The organism is Myxococcus sp. CA039A (assembly GCF_013336645.1).
Lineage (GTDB): Bacteria > Myxococcota > Myxococcia > Myxococcales > Myxococcaceae > Myxococcus > Myxococcus llanfairpwllgwyngyllgogerychwyrndrobwllllantysiliogogogochensis.
This window is the reverse complement of the sequence record NZ_JABUMQ010000268.1, coordinates 1-16,022: the sequence shown is the minus strand read 5'-3', so window position 1 is coordinate 16,022 and position 16,022 is coordinate 1. Positions and strand designations below refer to the sequence as shown.

The window sequence follows — 16,022 nt, the reverse complement described above, 5'->3', positions numbered from 1 at the left end:
CCCCTCGCCCCTCGCCAGCCGGTCGACCGTGGCCTCCACCGCCGCGCCCAACGCCGGCAACGCGGACAGGCAGGCCGCCACCGCCCGGGACTGACCGCCCCAGAGCGCCTCCAGCGTCTCGGCCGTCCCCCAGGTGTCCAACCCCTGGAAACGACGAGCCATGTGCTCCGTCTCCTCCGCCATGACTGTGCCCCCCGGCAACAACTGGTATCAAACTGGACTCAATGACAATACCAGCAAAAATCCGGATTTCAAGGAGTAGTCGGCTTTTTCCAGAGACGCAGTGCGACATGCGACTTCATCCATGCCGATATTCCCCAGGACATTCAGCCACTTGGGATAGCTGGCTGACCGAGCTTTCTGGTTGGTCGGGAATACTGGCTGGTGCTATAGTGGTATCCGACTGGTTCGACACCTGAGAGGAGCGATGTCGGTGGACCCACGTAGAGCCGACCCTTTCGACAAGGGCGCGATTTCAAACGCGCTGCCGATGCCGCTCTATCTCCAGCTCGCGCGGCACCTGCGAGGACTCATCGTCGGTGGGCAGCTCGGACACCTGGATGCGCTCCCCGGGGAGCGGGAGTTGGTGGAGCGGTTCGGCGTCTCGCGCGTCACGGTGCGCAAGGCGCTGCGCGAGCTCCAGACGGAAGGACTGCTCCAGCAGCGACAAGGCGCGGGCACGTTCGTCAATCGCGTGCCGTACGTGGAGCAGCGACTGTCCTCGTTGACGAGCTTCTCCGACGACATGGCCTCGCGCGGACTGTCGGCGGGCTCGGTGTGGCTCCAGCGCGTGGTGACGGTGGCGACGCCGGAAGAGACGATGTCGCTCGGGCTGAGTCCGGGAGCGACGGTGAGCCGGCTGCACCGGCTGCGCACGGCCAACGAGACGCCCATGGCGCTGGAGCTCGCCGTCATCCCCACGCGTTTCCTGCCGGACCCTCGCACGGTGGAGGGCTCACTGTACGGAGTGCTGCGGAGCCGGGGCTTCACGCCGTTTCGCGCGCTCCAGCGGTTGACGGCGGTGCGGCTCACCGCCGAGCAGGCGGAGCACCTGCGCGTGCCGGAAGGCGCGGCGGCGCTCTACATCGAGCGCCGCACGCTGATGGAAGACGGCACGCCGCTGGAGCTGGTGCGCTCGCAGTACCGGGGCGACGCCTATGACTTCGTCGTGGAGCTGAACATGAGCGGGGGCGCCGGGCCCCAGGAGCCGAACCGATGACCCCGTCAGCGCACCTTCCCATCATGGCGCGCGAGGCCGCGCAGGCCGCGGACGTCGCTCGGCTCCAGTTGTCCCACGGAGAGGATGCCTTCGCGGAGCTGGGTGAGCGCCTGCGCCGCCATCCTCCGCGCTTCGTCGTCACCTGCGCACGGGGCAGCTCGGACCACGCGGCCGTCTACGGCAAGTACCTCATCGAGACGACGCTCGGACGCGCTGTCGCCTCGGTGGGCCCCAGCGTGGCGTCCATCTACGGCGCGCACGCGCTGGACTTGCGCGACGCGCTCTTCATCGCCGTCTCCCAGTCCGGGCGCAGTCCCGACCTGCTGCGGATGACGGAGGCGGCGCGCGCGGGAGGTGCGCTCGTCGTCGGCTTCGTCAACGAGCCCGCCGCGCCCTTGAGCGCGCTGTGCGACGTGAGCCTCCCGCTGGGCGCGGGCCCTGAGCGGAGCGTCGCCGCCACCAAGTCCTATCTGCTCTCCGGCCTCGCCTTCCTGCGACTGGTGGCGCACTGGTCCTCGGATGGGAGGCTGCGCGAAGCGGTGGCCGCCTTCCCGGAGGCACTGGACGCGGCGCGCGCGCACGACTGGTGGCCCGGGCTGGAGACCCTGACCCCGGCCCAGAGTCTCTACGTCGTCGGTCGGGGCAGCGGGCTCGGCGCCGCGCTCGAGCTGGCGTTGAAGCTCAAGGAGACGTGCCGACTGCACGCCGAGGCGTTCAGCGCGGCGGAGGTGCTTCACGGACCGCTCGGCCTCGTGCGGCCGGGCTTCCCCGTGCTCGCGCTGGGACAGGAGGACGGTTCAGCGGAGGGGACACGCGGCGTGGTGCGCCGCATGCTGGAGCTGGGCGCTGACGTGCGCTCCGTGCTCCCCGTCCCCGGCGCCGTGACACTTCCCACCGTGCCCGGGGTGCCGGTGGCGCTGGCCCCGCTGTGCCAGGTGCAGAGCTTCTACCTGGCGGTCCACCGGCTGGCCACGGCGCGCGGGTTGGACCCCGATGCCCCCGCCCATCTGCGCAAGGTGACGGAGACCGTGTGATGAGACAGGTCCTGCTGGGTGCCCGCGTGTTCACCGGGGAGCACATTCTCGACGGGCACGCGGTGGTGCTCGAAGCCGAGCGCATCGTCGCCGTGGTGCCACGACATGAAGCCCCCGTGGGCGTCACCGCGCGCACCCTGCCCTCCGAGTCCCTGCTCGTCCCGGGCTTCATCGACCTCCAGGTCAACGGCGCGGGCGGCGTGCTGTTCAACGAGTCGCCCACCGTCGACGCGGCGCTCGCCATCGCCACGACGATGCGGCGCACGGGGACCACGGGCCTGCTCCCCACGTTCATCACCGACGCGCCCGGCCTCACCGCGCGCGCCTGCGAGGCGGCCTCCGAGGCGATGGCCCGTCCCGGCGGTGGGGTGCTCGGCATCCACCTGGAAGGCCCCTTCATCAGCCCCGAGCGCGCCGGCGTCCACGCGCCGCGCTACATCCGTCAGCCCGAGGCGAGCGACCTCGAGTCCCTCACCGCGCTCGCCGAGCGCCTGTCCAGCGCGGGCGGACGGCTCCTGATGACCCTGGCACCGGAGCGCGTGGAGGACACCTTCCTGCGACGCCTCAGCGACGCCGGAGCCGTGTTGTTCGCGGGCCACACAGCGGCGAGCTTCGAGCGGACCCTGGAGTCCATCGCGGCGGGCGTGCGCGGCTTCACGCACCTGTTCAACGCGATGCCCCCGGTGCTCAATCGCCAGCCCGGCCCGGTGCTGGCCGGCTTCAGCGCCGACGAGGCGTGGTGCGGCGTCATCGTCGACGGCCACCACGTCCACCCCGCGAACCTGCGCCAGCTCTTGAAGGCCAAGCCCCGCGGCAAGGTCCTGCTCGTCACGGACGCGATGCCTCCCGTGGGAACCCACGAGACCACCTTCACGCTGTACGGCCACACCATCCTGCGCCGGGACGGTCGGCTCGTGACGGAGGATGGGACGCTGGCGGGCGCGGACATCGACATGTCAGCGGCGGTGCGCAACTGCATCCATCTGCTGGGTGTTCCGCTGGAGGAAGCGCTGCGCATGGCGTCTCTCTATCCCGCGCAGGTGCTCGGGTTGGAGGGGCGACTGGGCATGCTCGCCGCCGGACATCGCGCGGACCTCACCTTGCTGCGCGAGGACCTCTCCGTGCAGGCCACGTGGGTGGGTGGAATCGAACAGTGGCACTGAGGCCGCTTCCGGCGGGCGCGTGTTCTTCCATCCACACCGTCCACCGCAAAGCCTCACATTCCTTTCGCATCCTGATGCTGCAAGGCATTAACCCGGAAAAATAGGTCCAAGCCTCCCTCCTGGAAACGAGTTCCCGAGTCGACCCCGCGTGAACGACGCGCGGTGCGCGTGGGGCTCGCACCGAGGAGAGCACGCATGCGTCGCAGCAAGTGGTTCATTGGACTGATGGTGACAGCCCTGTCCGCGAGCGGTTGTGGACAGGACGTTTCCTCCTCACAGGGTGAGGGACCGGGCAGCGTGATGAAGGCCCCGCTCCTCGCGGAGTGGGCGGTGGGCGTCGCCTATGCGGTGGGGGCGCAGGTCACCTACGGCGGCCGGCTCTACCAGTGCCGTCAGCCGCACACGTCACAGGCGGACTGGACGCCTCCGGCCGTCGCGGCCCTGTGGCTGGACCTGGGGCCCTCGGGAGGCGGTGACACCACCGCGCCCGCCGTCACGTTGAATGCCAGCGCGACGAACATCACCGCGCCGGGCTCGCTCACGCTGACGGCCACCGCCACGGACAACGTGGGTGTGTCCCGCGTGGAGCTGCTGGAGAACGGCACCGTCGTCTCCACGGGCAACAGCTACACGCGCAACTTCTCCGGCTCCGCGCAGAACGGCACCTATACGTACGTCTTCAGGGCCTTCGACGCGGCCGGCAACGTGGGCACGCAGCAAGTCAGCGTCACGGTGGCCATCACCATTCCCGGTGACACCACCGCGCCCACCGTCACGCTGAATGCCAGCACCACGAACATCACCGCCCCGGGCTCCGTCACGCTGACGGCCACCGCCACGGACAACGTGGGCGTGTCGCGGGTGGAATTGCTGGAGAACGGCACCGTGGTGGCCACGGGCAACAGCTTCACGCGCAGCTTCTCCAGCTCCGGGCAGAACGGCTCCTACAACTACGTCTTCAGGGCCTTCGACGCGGCCGGCAACGTGGGGACCCGCGAGGTCCCCGTCACGGTGGCGATTCCCGGCGGCAACCCGAGCAAGCGCATCGTGGGGTACTTCACCCAGTGGGGCATCTACGGCCGCAACTACCAGGTCTCCCACATCCCCGCGGCCAAGCTGACGCACATCAACTACGCGTTCTCCAACATCTCCGCGGATGGCAGGTGCGTGCTCGGTGACGTGTTCGCGGACATCGACAAGGGCGGCGGCTGGGCGGGCGAGTGGGACCCGGGACAGCTGCGCGGCAACTTCCGCGCGTTCAAGGAGCTGAAGCGGACGCAGACGCACCTCAAGGTGCTCATCTCCGTCGGTGGCTGGACGTGGTCGAAGTACTTCTCACAGGTGGCGGCCTCGGCGGCGTCCCGCACGGCGTTCGTGAAGTCCTGCGTCGACCTGTTCATCAAGGGCCAGTACCCCGGCGTGGACCCGGTGAATGGCGCGGGCGTCTTCGACGGCATCGACATCGACTGGGAGTACCCGGTGGGCGGCGGCCTGCCCGGCAACACCAACAGCCCGGCGGACAAGCAGAACTACACGCTGTTGATGGCGGAGTTCCGCAGCCAGCTCAACGCGGTGACGACGCAGACGGGCAAGCCGTACCTGCTCACCATCGCCACGGGCGCGTCGCCGGACCTGCTCGCGAACAAGCAGGAGACGAAGAACCTGTCCAACATCCTCGATTGGATCAACGTGATGAGCTACGACTATCACGGCGCCTTCGAGAGCACGGTGAACTTCCACTCGGCGCTCAACCGAGTGACGGGGGACCCGATGGCGAACACGGGCTTCTACACGGACGGCTCGGTGGCGAAGATGCTCGAACTGGGCGTCGCGCCGAACAAGATTGTCGTCGGTGTTCCGTTCTACGGCCGTGGCTGGGGCGGCGTACCGAACGTGAACAACGGCCTGTTCCAGAGCGGCGTGCCAACGCGCGGCACCTGGGATGATGGTCAGTCCGGCCTGACGGGCGTGTTCGACTACAAGGACGTGAAGGCCAACTACGAGCGCGCCGGCTCCGGGTACACCAAGTTCACCCACCCCGAGGCGAAGCAGGCCTACGTCTACAGCCCGTCCACCGGCGTGTGGATTGCGTATGACGACCCGCAGACGCTCCACGCGAAGTCCGACTACATCCTGAGCAAGAACCTGGGCGGCGCGATGTTCTGGGAGCTGAGCGGCGACGACGGAACCCTCGTCGACGTCCTCTACCAGCGCCTGCACTGAGCCTGTTCGTCTGTTGTGACAGCCCGCTTCCAGGGGACGGGACACCCGGTCCGGTGTCTCGTCTCCCTGGGGTGAACAGGCCGTGGATTGCGAGGCGGGCCGGAATCCGGCGAACGCACCTCGGCATGTCTCTCGCGAGCAGCCGAGCCCCAGCGCTCACCGCAACCGGCGACACGCGGCGGTCTTCACCGCCAGATGCACACGGACTCCCGAGGCCACGCCCAGCTCACGCACCGAGGCCTCGGTGAGTCGCACCACCCATCGCGTGCCCGCGATGTCCACCGTGGCCGCGGCCTCCCCCGCCCCAGCGCCCTCCACGCCCACCACGGTGCCCGCCAGCACGTTGCGCGCGGACACGCCCGACAGCGGCCCCATGGACAACAGGATGTCCTCGGCTGGCACCGCGTAGGCCGCTCTCGTGCCTGGCGGTAACTCCGGTGCATCGGGAACCCAGAGCGACAAGCCTTCCGTCACCCGCAACCGGGTGCCACCCTCGGACGGTCGCTCCAGCACGCCTTCGAGGATGTTCTCCTCACCCTCGGACTCCGCAGCCAGCAGTCCGCGCGCGGACGCACCGAGCACCTCGGACGCGGGCCCCGCCGCTCGCACGAGCCCGTCCTCCAGCAGCAGGGCTTCCTTCGCCAGCACCCGCGCCTCGCCAAGCTGATGCGTCACGTACAACATCGGCACGCGCGCTTCGTCCCGCACGCGCAAGAGGTACGGCAGCACGCGCTCCTTCAGCGTCACGTCCAGCGCGGCCAGCGGCTCGTCGAGCAACAACAGCGCCGGGTCGGTGGCCAGCGCTCGCGCCAGCGCCACGCGCTGCTTCTCGCCTCCCGACAACGTGGCCGGATAACGGTGCAGCAGCGGCCCCAACTCCAGCAGCGCCACGGCTTCCTCGACACGCGACGGCCGGCCCGCGCGCGCGCCATAGCGCACGTTCTGCTCCGCCGTGAGGTGCGGGAACAACAGCGCGTCCTGCGGCACGTACCCCATGCGCCGTGCCTCCGGCGCCATGTCCACGCCCGCTGCGCTGTCCAGAAGCACGCGCCCGCCCACGACGACTCGCCCGCGCGCGCCGCGTCGAAGCCCCGCGAGAATCTCCAGCAGCGACGTCTTCCCGGAGCCCGAGCGGCCCAGCACCGCCACCGACGCGCCCTCCAACCGCACGTCGACCTCCAGCGCGAAGCGCGCCAGCGGCAAGCGCACGGACAACTCCAGGCTCACGCGCTCACCCGCCGTCCCCGCCATCGCGTCAGCCCCTCCGTGGCATACACCGCCACGAAGGCCAGGAGCGCCGCCACACCCGCCAACCGGAGCGCCTGCGCGTCCTGCCCCAATTGCGTGTACTGGAAGATGGCGAGCGACAACGTCTGCGTGCGCCCGGGGATGTTCCCCGCCACCAGCACCGTCGCGCCGAACTCACCCAGCGCGCGAGAGAAGGCCAGGAGCGCGCCCACCGCCACCCCGCGCCACGCCAGGGGCAGTGTCACTCGGAAGAACGCCCGTGCCCGCGAGTCCCCCAACGTGCGCGCCACCGCCACCAGTCTCGGGTCCACCTCCTCGAAGCCCGAGCGCGCCGAGCGAACCAGCAACGGGAACGCCATCACCGCGCTGGCCAGCACCACCGCCCCGGGCGTGAAGACCACCTCCACGCCCACCGCATCCAGCAAACGTCCCAACGGACCATTGCGGCCCAGGAGTTCCAGCAACACCAGGCCCACCGCCGTCGGAGGAAGCACCAGCGGCAGCGCGAGCACCGTGTCCACCACGCCCCGCCCCGGGCCTCGCCAGCGCGCGAGCGCGTACGCCGCCGCCACTCCGGGCGGAAGGATGATGAGCGTGGCCACCGCCGCCACCGTCACCGTGAAGAGCACCAGTCCCGTCGTGTCGTCCGTCACTTCGCGGACTCTCCACCATCTGGAGCGAGCACGACGAAGCCATGTCGCTGGAAGGCCGCTTTCGCGGGCTCGGACTGGAGGAAGCGCACGAAGGCCCGGCCGACCTCGGGTGCCTTGCCCTTCGTCAGCGCCGCCACCGGATAGACGATGCGGGGCGCGTCCGTCGCGGGGACCTCGAAGGCCACGCGCACCTTCTTCGACTGCGCCGCGTCTGTCGCATACACCACACCCGCATCCACGCGGCCCGCCTCCACCGCCGCCAGCGCGGCCCGTACATCCAGCGCCGGCACCACCCGGGGCGCCAGGTCCTTCCACAGCCCCGCCTTCTCCAGCCACGCCTTCGCGTACACCCCCGCGGGGACGATGGCGGGGTCCGCCAACACCAGCCGCTTCAACCCCTTCAGTGACTCCGGCCCGACGAGCTTCCGCTTCGAGTCGAGCGGGATGACGACCACCAGCCGGTTGGACAACAGGTCGACTCGCGTCCCGGGTTGCACCAGACCCGCTTTCTGGACGGCCTCCATCCTCGCCACATCCGCCGAGAGGAAGGCATCCGCCGGAGCTCCCGCCATCGCCTGACGTGCCAGGTCTCCAGACGAGCCCAGCGCCAACACCACTGAATGCCCCGTGGCCTTCGTGAAGGCGGGCCGCAGCTCCTGGAGCACGTCCGTGGTGCTGGCCGCGGCGAAGACGAGCCCTTCTTCGGCGTTCGCGGCTCCTCCCAGGAGCATCAGGGTCAGCACGCACAGCCTGGACATGGTACGCACTCCTGGACGCTCCTCTTGCTCCCCCCAACGGGGAGCGCATTGTCCGCACGGCTGCCCACGCCGTGACAACGGGTTGACCCGTGGGGCCCTGCCCGCTAAGCCATACTCCGTGTCACGGAATATCCACCCTAAAGAGGATGAGGACATCTCGGCGGACGTGCTGAAGCTTCAGCAGCTCCTGCTCGCGCTGGGCCGGCGCCGTTCGCTCCGTGACCCCATCGCCAGCACCTGCGAGCAGCTCCAGTTCACGCCCCCGCAGGTGCATGCGCTGCTCTGGCTCGGCCAGGACGGCTCGCTCACGATGGGCGAGCTTGCTCGCCGACTGGGCGTCACCGAGAAGACCGTCACCGGGCTCGTCGACCGGCTGGAGCGCGAGGGCCACCTGATGCGCGAGCGCAGCGCGGCCGACCGCCGCGTGGTCCGCTGTCGGCTCACGCCCGACGGCTTGCAGACCTACCAGCGGCTCGAGCGCTTCATGACGCAGGGCATGGGGCAGCTGCTCTCCATCCTCGACGGCGTCGACCGCAAGGCGCTCTTCCGCATCCTGGAGAAGCTGCTGCGCCGGATGGACACGCTGGGGCCTCCGAGCGCCGCGACGACAGCGCGCGAGCGCTCGGCCTGAAGCCCGTGGAGCGGGCGAGCAAGGCCCGCTTCCTCGTGCCTTCTCCCGCCAGGGGCCCCACCTCAAGTGACACGCGGCGTCTTTCGCGCCGGCAGGGCCCGGTGCTTCTTCCGACGGACGACTTCCGCACCATGGCAGCGCGGCGTTGATGCGAGGGGAGGAACGCGATGAAGGGAAGCAGACGCGTCGTGGCCGTGGGCCTGGTCCTGACACTCGCGGGCTGCCGCCGGGAGCAGGAAGAAGCGCCGCCCGCCCCGCCGCCCTCCGCGCGGCAGGAGCCCGCGGCGCCGTCACCCGAGGCGGCTCCGGAGGGCACGGCTCCCGCGAAGCAGCCGATGCCGCCGGACATGCGCGGGGCGCTCGCGTCCATCGCGCCGCTGGTGGAGTCGGTGAAGTCGGCCGTCGTCAACGTGGAGGTGCGAGAGGCCTCACCCGCGCGCGGCCCTCGTCGGGGCTCTCCCTGGAATGGAGGGGGACCGGGCGCTCCGTTCGGCGGCGGCATGCCCTTTGGTTCTCCGTTCGAGGACCCGCGTGAGGAAGGGCCGCGCCAGGGCCTGGGCTCCGGCTTCGTCATCGACGCTCGGGGGTTGGTGCTCACCAACAACCACGTGGTGGCGGATGCCACGGAGATACGCGTTCAGTTTCCCGACGGACGCGAGCTGGACGCGAAGGTGCTGGGGACAGACCCGCTCACGGACGTGGCGGTGCTCCAGCTCAAGGGAGATGTGAAGGGGCTCCCGGTGGTGAAGCTGGGCGACTCGGACGCGCTGCGCGTGGGCGATTGGGTGGTGGCCATCGGCAACCCCTTTGGACTCGCCTCCAGCGTCAGCCTGGGCATCGTCTCCGCCAAGGCCCGCGACATCCAGGTGGGGCCCTTCGACGACTTCCTCCAGACGGACGCCGCCATCAACCCGGGCAACTCCGGCGGGCCGCTGTTCAACCTCCACGGCGAGGTGGTGGGCATCAACACGGCCATCGTCGGCCAGGGCTCCGGCATCGGCTTCGCCGTGCCCAGCACGCTCGTGAAGGAGCTCTTGCCCCAGTTGGAGAAGGATGGCGCCGTCACGCGGGGCTGGCTGGGCGTCGCCGTGCAGGATTTGACGGCGGACCTGGGCAGCGCGCTGGGGGTGTCCAAGGGCGAGGGCGCCATCGTCACCGAGGTAAACGAAGGCACGCCCGCCGCCGAGGCCGGGCTGAAGCCGGATGACATCATCGTCGCGGCGGGGGGACGCCCCGTCACCTCTGGCCGCGCCCTCACGCGCACGGTGGCGCTCAAGGCGCCGGGCTCCGAGCTGCCGCTCACCGTGTACCGAGGTGGGAAGAAGACGGAGCTGAAGGCGAAGCTGGGCACGCGGCCGGACCTGGAGGGCGTGGCCTCGCGCAAGCCGCCGGAGGAGCACGCGGAGCCGCCGCACCAGCGCGTGGGACTGAGCCTGTCGGACATGGACCCCAGGCTCTCGCGAGCGCAGGAGCTGCCGCGCGCGGGCGCGTTGGTGACAGACGTGGTGCCGGGCTCCAGCGCCGAGCGCTCCGGGTTGCTGCCGGGCATGGTGGTGGTGGAGGCGCGAGGCCAACCCGTGCGACGGGCGACGGACCTGGCGCGCGTGCTGAAAGAGGCCGAGCCGGGCGAGTCCGTGCTGCTGCGCGTGGCGGTGCCCGGAGGCCGGCGCGAGCTGCGCGCGCTCACCGCGCCGGAGTCGTGACGTCCGGCCCCGCGTCCCCAGGCGCGCGGGCCCACAACACGCGAGGGTGCAGCACCAGCGCGACGGCCTCGCGCACCGTCCAGTAGAAGCGGTCCACCCAGTGCAGGTTGCGCTCGGTCTCCAGCGCGGGGCTCGTGCTCACCTCGAAGCCATTGAGCCGGAAGTACTGCCGCGCGCGCAGCAGGTGGTACGGGTCGGAGACGACCACCACGCGCCGCGCGCCCAACTCACGCAGCAGCTTCGCCGTCAGGCGGGCGTTGTCCTCCGTGGAGTGGCTCGACTCCTCCAGCACGCACGCCTCCTCGGGGACGCCCAGTTGGGTCGCGAGCGTCAGCATCACCCGCGCCTCCGAGGGCGGATGCACACCCACGCCACCGGAGAAGACGAGCCGGGGCGCCACGCCACGTCGGTACAGCTCCACCGCCTTCTCCGTGCGGGCCCGCAGCGCGCCGGACGGCACCCCGCCCGCCAGCACGCGCGCGCCCAGCACCACCACGGCGTCGGAGGGCTCCGCGCGCTCGCGCTGCCCAAAGCGGTCCACCACCCACGCCAGGCCGAACACGCCGCACGACGCCACACCCACGGACACCACGAGCAGTCGACGCACGCGTCCGGGCCGCGCGCTCAGCGAAGTTGGAGGCACGAGCCGCACGTTAGCCGCGCGCAGCCCGCCTCGACGACTTTCCTCAAGGCTCGAAGCCTCCGAGGAACAGCTCCCGCCCACCGCCTCCGGGCTCGCCCAGCGCCACCGTCCCGAACTCCATCGCGGAGAGCCGCGTGCCCAGCAAGGCGCTCGCCCCCTTCTTCGACGACGAGACGAAGAAGCGCTCCTCGGAGACCTCTCCGACGCCCGACGGCGCCATGGCGAAGCCTCGCGCCCAGCGCACCCCACCGTCCACGCGGTCCAGCTTCACCATGAAGAGATTGAGCGTGCTGCCCGGCGCGCCCACCACGGCCCCCGCGCCCAGGTCGTCACCGTGTGCGTAGCGGCCCACGACGACGGCGCCGTCGTGCTCGTCCATCGCGATGCCCAGCCCCTGGAAGCCGAAGGCCCGAGCCCAGCGCGGTGTGCCCTCCCGGTCGAACGCGGCCACGAAGGCCTCGCTCCCGCCCGGCTCCACTTCGTGCGTCTTCCCCTCGAACGTCAGCGGTTCGGAGAACGCGCCCGTCACCAGCACGCGGTCGCCGTGCACCGCCACCCCGGTGGCCCCGCCGGACGCAGTGTCGAGTCGTCGCTCCCACAGCGGGCGCCCGCGAGGGTCCAGCTTGAGCAGGAACGGCTGCGCGTCGAGCGTCACCGGCGAGCGCGGGGGATGCAGCAGCCCCGTGACGTAGAGGGAGCCCTCGCGGTCCGCCGCCACGCCGGTGGCCGCTCCCGGCTCCGGGTGCGCGTACGTCCACAAGTAGCCGCCCCTCGCGTCCACCTTCACCAGCGCGGCAACCCCGCCGAGCTTCGCGTCGGGAAGCGTGCCCGCCAGCACCACGTTGCCCAGCAGGTCCACCTCCGCGCGCTGGAGGACGAAGTCGGGCGAGACGCCCAGCGACACCAGACTCCGAGCCCAGACGAAGTCTCCCTCCCGTCCCAGCTTGAGCAGGAAGCGTCCCGCCGGCAGAGGCCCTCCGCCCAGGTCCGCGCCCGCCGGATTGCGGCCCGCGACGAACACGTGTCCGCGGGAGCTCACCGCGACGACCTCCGCGAAGCCCGGCAGGGAGACGGACCACATCCGCTCTCCCCCCGTGCCGTACTTCGCCACGCCGAAGGTCTTTGGCGCGGCGGTTCCGGAAGCGGGTACCAGCAACGGACCGAAGAGGTCCGCCACCGCGTCCTCCGAATCGAGGGCCAGCACCAGGTTGCCGCGCGTGTCGTGCGCGAGCCCCACCGCGGACTCCCGGCCCGCGCCCGTCAAGGCGCGCAGCCAGCGCGTCCTTCCCGTCAGCGACCCTGCCTGTGGGGCGCGCACGACGGCCGGCGGGCTCTCGACGGAGGGACTCGGGCCCACCGCCTCGGACTGCTGACAGGCCATGACCAGCAACGCCAGCGCCTGGCAGGCCCTGCTGCCCCGTGCCCCATGAAGCATTGCGTCGTGCCCCCACCCGCCCCGTACAGGCCCGTGGAATCTCGAAGAAGTGACGGGCAGGGTGGGGATGCGACCTGGCGGGCGCGAGGTGCCCTCGAGTCCGAGAAGACGGCTCGCCGCTGGACGGAGGGCCCATGCGTGGGCTCCAATCCGACAGGTGATGACCCAGGATGAAGTGACGAAGGTGCTGTCGGACGTGGAGTTGGTGCCGTGCGCGGAGATGGCGCTGGCGGACGCCCGGCGGCTGGTGGAGGCCTGTCTGGAGGCGGACGTCCCCGCGCTGGTACACCGCGAGGCGTGCGCGAAGCCCGGGTGCAGCCCGAAGTTCCAGGTGCTGGTGCGCCCCGAGGACGGCCTGCGCGTGGCGACGCTGCTCCAGCAACGTTGGATGGACAGCATCCAGCGCGAGGGCGTGCTGGCGGACGGCGCCTCGCCCTTCGCATTGCCCGCGACGGAGGACGGTGAGCCGCCGTGTCCGGCCTGCGGCACCGTGGCGCCCCTGGTCGCCGGAGCCTGCGCCGACTGCGGTCTTCAGCTCGAGTAGCAGGCAGGCGTCGCCTGCGCGCGACGTTGTCGCACCCTATCCTTCCCGTGGAAGCCGGGACGGACTCCCCCGAGCGCGGCCCCGCGCGGGGTCAGGCAGTGGAGGCACACGGATGGAAGTCAAAGGCGTGGCGTTCCTGGCGCGACAGCAGATGGCGATGCAGTCCCACGGCGAGAAGGCGTGGAAGGACTTCATCGCGGACATCAAGAAGAAGGAGCCCGTCTTCGCGCAGCCCGTCCTCCCGGTGACGCGCATTCCGGTGGATGCGTTCCTGCGGCTCAACGAGGAGCTGCTCCAGCGCTTCTACGGAGGAGACCCCAACGCGTGGTGGCAGTTCGGCATCAAGTCCGCCGAGTACGCGCTGGGCCAGGGGCAGCTCAAGGCGATGTTCAGCCCGGGTGACTTCCGCCGCTTCCTCTTCTTCACGCCCGGCATCTGGAAGGGCTACTTCACCGAGGGCGAGCTGGAGGTGCTGCCGGGCGCGGGCCACACGGACCTGCACATCATCAAGGTGCCCAAGCCGCACGTGTACTTCGAGCTGTCGGTGATGGGCTTCGCGTGGGGCGGCCTGACGGTGCTCGGCGCGAAGGACCTGAAGCACGAGGTCCTCAAGGGCTACAGCCGGGGAGACCCGGACGTGCTCTACCGCTTCAACGTGAGCTGACCTTCCGCGTCCGTGGGAGGGAGCACGTCCAGCCGCAGGTCCGCGACGACGGGGTAGTGGTCCGACGCGGCGACCCGCAGCACGCGGCTGGCCACGGGCGTGAAGGCATCACAGGCCAGCACATAGTCGATGCGCAGCGTGGGCAGGAACAGGGGCATCGGGTAGGTGCCCCTGGCTCCGCCGGTGGCGGCGACGACGTCGCGCAAATCGCGGCGCAGCAGGCGCACCGATTGCGAGTCCGGGTCGTCGTTGAGGTCACCCAGGAGCAGTCGAGGCCGGGAGTCCTGGGCGAGCAGTCGGGCCACGTAGCCGCTCTGGCGCAGGCGCGTGGCGTTGTTGAAGGGGCGGCGGATGAGATGCGTGAGGTAGACGCTCACCTCGCGGCCATCCACGGACACGACGGCGTGCGCGAGCGTGCGCGGCTCCGCGCCCGAGGGCACGGGCAGCGGGTACTGCGCGAGCGACTCCAGTGGGAAGCGCGACAGGATGGCGATGCCGTAGGCGCCGCCATGCAGGTCCGTGGTGCGGAAGTGGGCGCGGTGAGGCAGGCCGGTGAGGCGGGAGAGGGCCTCCACCTGATCGATGCCGCCGGCGCGCCTGGAGCCGACGTCGACCTCCTGGAGCGCGACGAGGTCCGGCACGGAGGCGCGGATGACGCGGGCCACGCCATCGAGTCCACGGGCACCGGACTGGATGTTGAAGGTCATCACCCGCAGCGTCCCGGGCTCGCGGTGTACGGCGGCGAGCGGGACTTCCGGGGGGAGGAGACCGGGGCCTGTCGCACACGCGAGCGGCCCCAGCATGAGCAGCAGGGAGAGGAGGCGGAGGTGCATGGAGAGCGAGGGCGGGATGTTAGGCCGCGCCGTCGCTCACTGTCTCCCCGCCCCCCAGGTGCCTGATTGAGGAGCAGCCAGCCGCTTACGCGTCGCGGCGGCGCAGACGTGCGCCGAGCAGCAGCAGGGCTGCGCCCAGGAGGGGCACGCCACCGGCCGCGGCGCAGCCACCGCCGTCGTCCTCACCACCGCCGCCGTCGCCGCCGTCGCCGACCTTCACCTTGAGGGTGGCGGTGTTGGACGCGTCACCGGTGTCCTCGTTGTTGCCGTTGGTCGAGTTGCCCGCGCCGAACAGGGTGAGCGTGGCGCCGGTGGACGGGGCGACGAGGGTGAAGTCGAAGCGCACCGTGCCGCTGGTGAAGGCCTTGGGCTGGGTGTGGGTGAGCTCGCCGGAGACCTTCTTGGAGCCGGAGCCGGCGGTGAGGGTGGCGGAGCCATCCGTGGCCACGTTGAAGCCGCCGCGAACGCCGGGGCCGCCGGTGATGACGAGGGCGTAGGTGCCCGTCTGGCCGGGCTCGAGGGACGCGGGTCCCTCGAGGGTCACGGTGGGCTTGGCACCCGTGGTCGAGTGGCACATCGAGCTCGCGCACGTCAGCGAGCTGTCCTTGCCGCTGTGGCCCGTCTGGCCGGTGGCGTAGGCGAGGGCGGAGCCGGAGACGAGGCACGCCGTCAGCGCGCCAGCCACTCCGAGAGACGGAAGAAACGACCGCATGAAGCCTCCAGGTGGAAAACCCATGAAAAATGGAGAGCACGTCATAGCGCGACGCGCCAACGCTTCCCAGCATCCGTCAGGGTGTGACGCTCGCGTTGCATCCACGCGAGAGGACTCCAGATAGCCGGTATCAAAAAGGGTCGGCGGCGACCCGCGCCAAGGCCCTCGCGTCGCCCGTGTATCGCCAACACCGTGTGAGCCCTCAGCCCGCGAGCCGGTGGAACGCCTCGCGCAGTGCCTCGCGCGCGCCCGTCTCCTGCACGTCTCCGTGGCACACCACCACCTGCTTCACGTCCCACGCGAGCACCCGCTCCAGCGACGCCTTCACCGCCGCCCGGTCCTTCACCACCGCCTTGGTGATGAACGTGGGCGCAAGCCGCTGCCACGCGCCACAGAGCTTCAGATACGTGCGCGTGAGCCAGGAGCCCGTCTGGTGAAAGTTGAACGCCAGGTCCGTGAGCAGCACCGTGCCAGTGGGCCGGTGGAAGAACACGAACTCGTCCAGCTTCGGCATCCCCTTCACCTGCACCTGGTCGATGACCCCCGCCCAACCCGCGTC

The 16,022-nt window shown here is 70.6% G+C and carries 15 protein-coding genes and 1 pseudogene; 8 read left to right on the top strand and 8 right to left on the bottom strand.

What is annotated here, in order from left to right:
• The first annotated feature begins 433 nt into the window (after positions 1-433).
• The 4 genes from HR086_RS34400 to HR086_RS34385 all read left to right on the top strand — a co-directional run bounded on the left by HR086_RS34400 (position 434) and on the right by HR086_RS34385 (position 5,639).
• On the top strand, positions 434-1,219 hold the full coding sequence (locus HR086_RS34400; RefSeq protein WP_246137350.1) for a GntR family transcriptional regulator: 786 nt from the start codon (positions 434-436) through the stop codon (positions 1,217-1,219).
• Positions 1,216-2,253 carry an SIS domain-containing protein gene (locus HR086_RS34395; protein WP_174467749.1) on the top strand — a complete coding sequence of 346 codons (1,038 nt, stop codon included), beginning with the start codon at positions 1,216-1,218 and terminating at the stop codon, positions 2,251-2,253. Before HR086_RS34400 ends, HR086_RS34395 begins: the two co-directional genes overlap by 4 nt.
• Complete coding sequence (gene nagA / locus HR086_RS34390) at positions 2,253-3,416, top strand: N-acetylglucosamine-6-phosphate deacetylase (protein ID WP_174467748.1); 1,164 nt, start codon at positions 2,253-2,255, stop codon at positions 3,414-3,416. The genes HR086_RS34395 and nagA overlap by 1 nt, the downstream gene beginning before the upstream one ends.
• Positions 3,417-3,611: 195 nt before the next feature.
• Complete coding sequence (locus tag HR086_RS34385; RefSeq protein WP_174467747.1) at positions 3,612-5,639, top strand: glycosyl hydrolase family 18 protein; 2,028 nt, start codon at positions 3,612-3,614, stop codon at positions 5,637-5,639.
• A gap of 156 nt (positions 5,640-5,795) precedes the next feature.
• Here the strand turns inward: HR086_RS34385 and modC are convergent, their stop codons facing one another.
• From modC to modA, 3 genes are read right to left on the bottom strand one after another with little or no spacing between them, the layout of a single operon-like run.
• Complete coding sequence (gene modC, locus HR086_RS34380) at positions 5,796-6,890, bottom strand: molybdenum ABC transporter ATP-binding protein (RefSeq protein WP_217442061.1); 1,095 nt, start codon at positions 6,888-6,890, stop codon at positions 5,796-5,798.
• Positions 6,863-7,540: a molybdate ABC transporter permease subunit gene (modB, locus tag HR086_RS34375; protein ID WP_174454169.1), complete on the bottom strand. Its 678-nt coding sequence runs from the start codon at positions 7,538-7,540 to the stop codon at positions 6,863-6,865. Before modB ends, modC begins: the two co-directional genes overlap by 28 nt.
• Positions 7,537-8,298, bottom strand: a complete 762-nt coding sequence (gene modA / locus HR086_RS34370; RefSeq protein ID WP_217439538.1) for a molybdate ABC transporter substrate-binding protein — start codon at positions 8,296-8,298, stop codon at positions 7,537-7,539. Before modA ends, modB begins: the two co-directional genes overlap by 4 nt.
• A gap of 118 nt (positions 8,299-8,416) precedes the next feature.
• On the opposite strand from modA, the gene HR086_RS34365 reads away from it, so the two are divergent.
• Positions 8,417-8,929, top strand: a complete 513-nt coding sequence (locus HR086_RS34365) for a MarR family transcriptional regulator (RefSeq protein ID WP_174454167.1) — start codon at positions 8,417-8,419, stop codon at positions 8,927-8,929.
• A 167-nt stretch (positions 8,930-9,096) separates the two neighbouring features.
• Positions 9,097-10,632 carry a trypsin-like peptidase domain-containing protein gene (locus HR086_RS34360; RefSeq protein WP_174460887.1) on the top strand — a complete coding sequence of 512 codons (1,536 nt, stop codon included), beginning with the start codon at positions 9,097-9,099 and terminating at the stop codon, positions 10,630-10,632.
• Here the strand turns inward: HR086_RS34360 and HR086_RS34355 are convergent.
• Both HR086_RS34355 and HR086_RS34350 read right to left on the bottom strand, forming a co-directional pair.
• Entirely contained in the window at positions 10,613-11,275 is a 663-nt protein-coding gene (locus HR086_RS34355) for a YdcF family protein (RefSeq protein WP_141644579.1), read from the bottom strand. The genes HR086_RS34360 and HR086_RS34355 overlap by 20 nt on opposite strands.
• Positions 11,276-11,318: 43 nt before the next feature.
• Positions 11,319-12,710 carry a hypothetical protein gene (locus tag HR086_RS34350; protein ID WP_174454164.1) on the bottom strand — a complete coding sequence of 464 codons (1,392 nt, stop codon included), beginning with the start codon at positions 12,708-12,710 and terminating at the stop codon, positions 11,319-11,321.
• Positions 12,711-12,870: 160 nt separating this feature from the next.
• Between HR086_RS34350 and HR086_RS34345 the strand changes: the two genes are divergently transcribed.
• Positions 12,871-13,254, top strand: coding sequence for a hypothetical protein (locus HR086_RS34345; RefSeq protein WP_174454163.1), 384 nt, complete (start codon positions 12,871-12,873; stop codon positions 13,252-13,254).
• A 112-nt stretch (positions 13,255-13,366) separates the two neighbouring features.
• A complete protein-coding gene (locus tag HR086_RS34340; RefSeq protein WP_174454162.1) occupies positions 13,367-13,918 on the top strand; it encodes a hypothetical protein in 552 nt (183 codons plus the stop codon).
• On the opposite strand, the gene HR086_RS34335 is transcribed toward HR086_RS34340, so the two are convergent.
• The 3 genes and pseudogenes from HR086_RS34335 to HR086_RS34325 form a co-directional block, all read right to left on the bottom strand.
• A complete protein-coding gene (locus HR086_RS34335; protein ID WP_141649053.1) occupies positions 13,897-14,751 on the bottom strand; it encodes an endonuclease/exonuclease/phosphatase family protein in 855 nt (284 codons plus the stop codon). The two genes, HR086_RS34340 and HR086_RS34335, sit on opposite strands and share 22 nt — an antisense overlap.
• Positions 14,752-14,836: 85 nt before the next feature.
• Entirely contained in the window at positions 14,837-15,463 is a 627-nt protein-coding gene (locus HR086_RS34330) for an MXAN_6652 family MXYO-CTERM-anchored protein (protein WP_174467746.1), read from the bottom strand.
• Between the two features lie 202 nt (positions 15,464-15,665).
• A pseudogene (locus HR086_RS34325) lies at positions 15,666-16,022 on the bottom strand (hypothetical protein); the annotation flags it as partial.

What these genes read in the sequence shown, in the direction of transcription:
- nagA (WP_174467748.1), top strand. Translation starts at nt 2,253, where the DNA reads ATGAGACAGGTCCTGCTGGGTGCCCGCGTGTTCACCGGGGAGCACATT.
- HR086_RS34385 (WP_174467747.1), top strand. Translation starts at nt 3,612, where the DNA reads ATGCGTCGCAGCAAGTGGTTCATTGGACTGATGGTGACAGCCCTGTCC.
- modC (WP_217442061.1), bottom strand. Translation starts at nt 6,890, where the DNA reads ATGGCGGGGACGGCGGGTGAGCGCGTGAGCCTGGAGTTGTCCGTGCGC.
- HR086_RS34350 (WP_174454164.1), bottom strand. Translation starts at nt 12,710, where the DNA reads ATGCTTCATGGGGCACGGGGCAGCAGGGCCTGCCAGGCGCTGGCGTTG.
- HR086_RS34340 (WP_174454162.1), top strand. Translation starts at nt 13,367, where the DNA reads ATGGAAGTCAAAGGCGTGGCGTTCCTGGCGCGACAGCAGATGGCGATG.
- modA (WP_217439538.1), bottom strand. Translation starts at nt 8,298, where the DNA reads ATGTCCAGGCTGTGCGTGCTGACCCTGATGCTCCTGGGAGGAGCCGCG.
- HR086_RS34335 (WP_141649053.1), bottom strand. Translation starts at nt 14,751, where the DNA reads ATGCACCTCCGCCTCCTCTCCCTGCTGCTCATGCTGGGGCCGCTCGCG.
- HR086_RS34360 (WP_174460887.1), top strand. Translation starts at nt 9,097, where the DNA reads ATGAAGGGAAGCAGACGCGTCGTGGCCGTGGGCCTGGTCCTGACACTC.
- HR086_RS34395 (WP_174467749.1), top strand. Translation starts at nt 1,216, where the DNA reads ATGACCCCGTCAGCGCACCTTCCCATCATGGCGCGCGAGGCCGCGCAG.
- HR086_RS34330 (WP_174467746.1), bottom strand. Translation starts at nt 15,463, where the DNA reads ATGCGGTCGTTTCTTCCGTCTCTCGGAGTGGCTGGCGCGCTGACGGCG.
- HR086_RS34345 (WP_174454163.1), top strand. Translation starts at nt 12,871, where the DNA reads ATGACCCAGGATGAAGTGACGAAGGTGCTGTCGGACGTGGAGTTGGTG.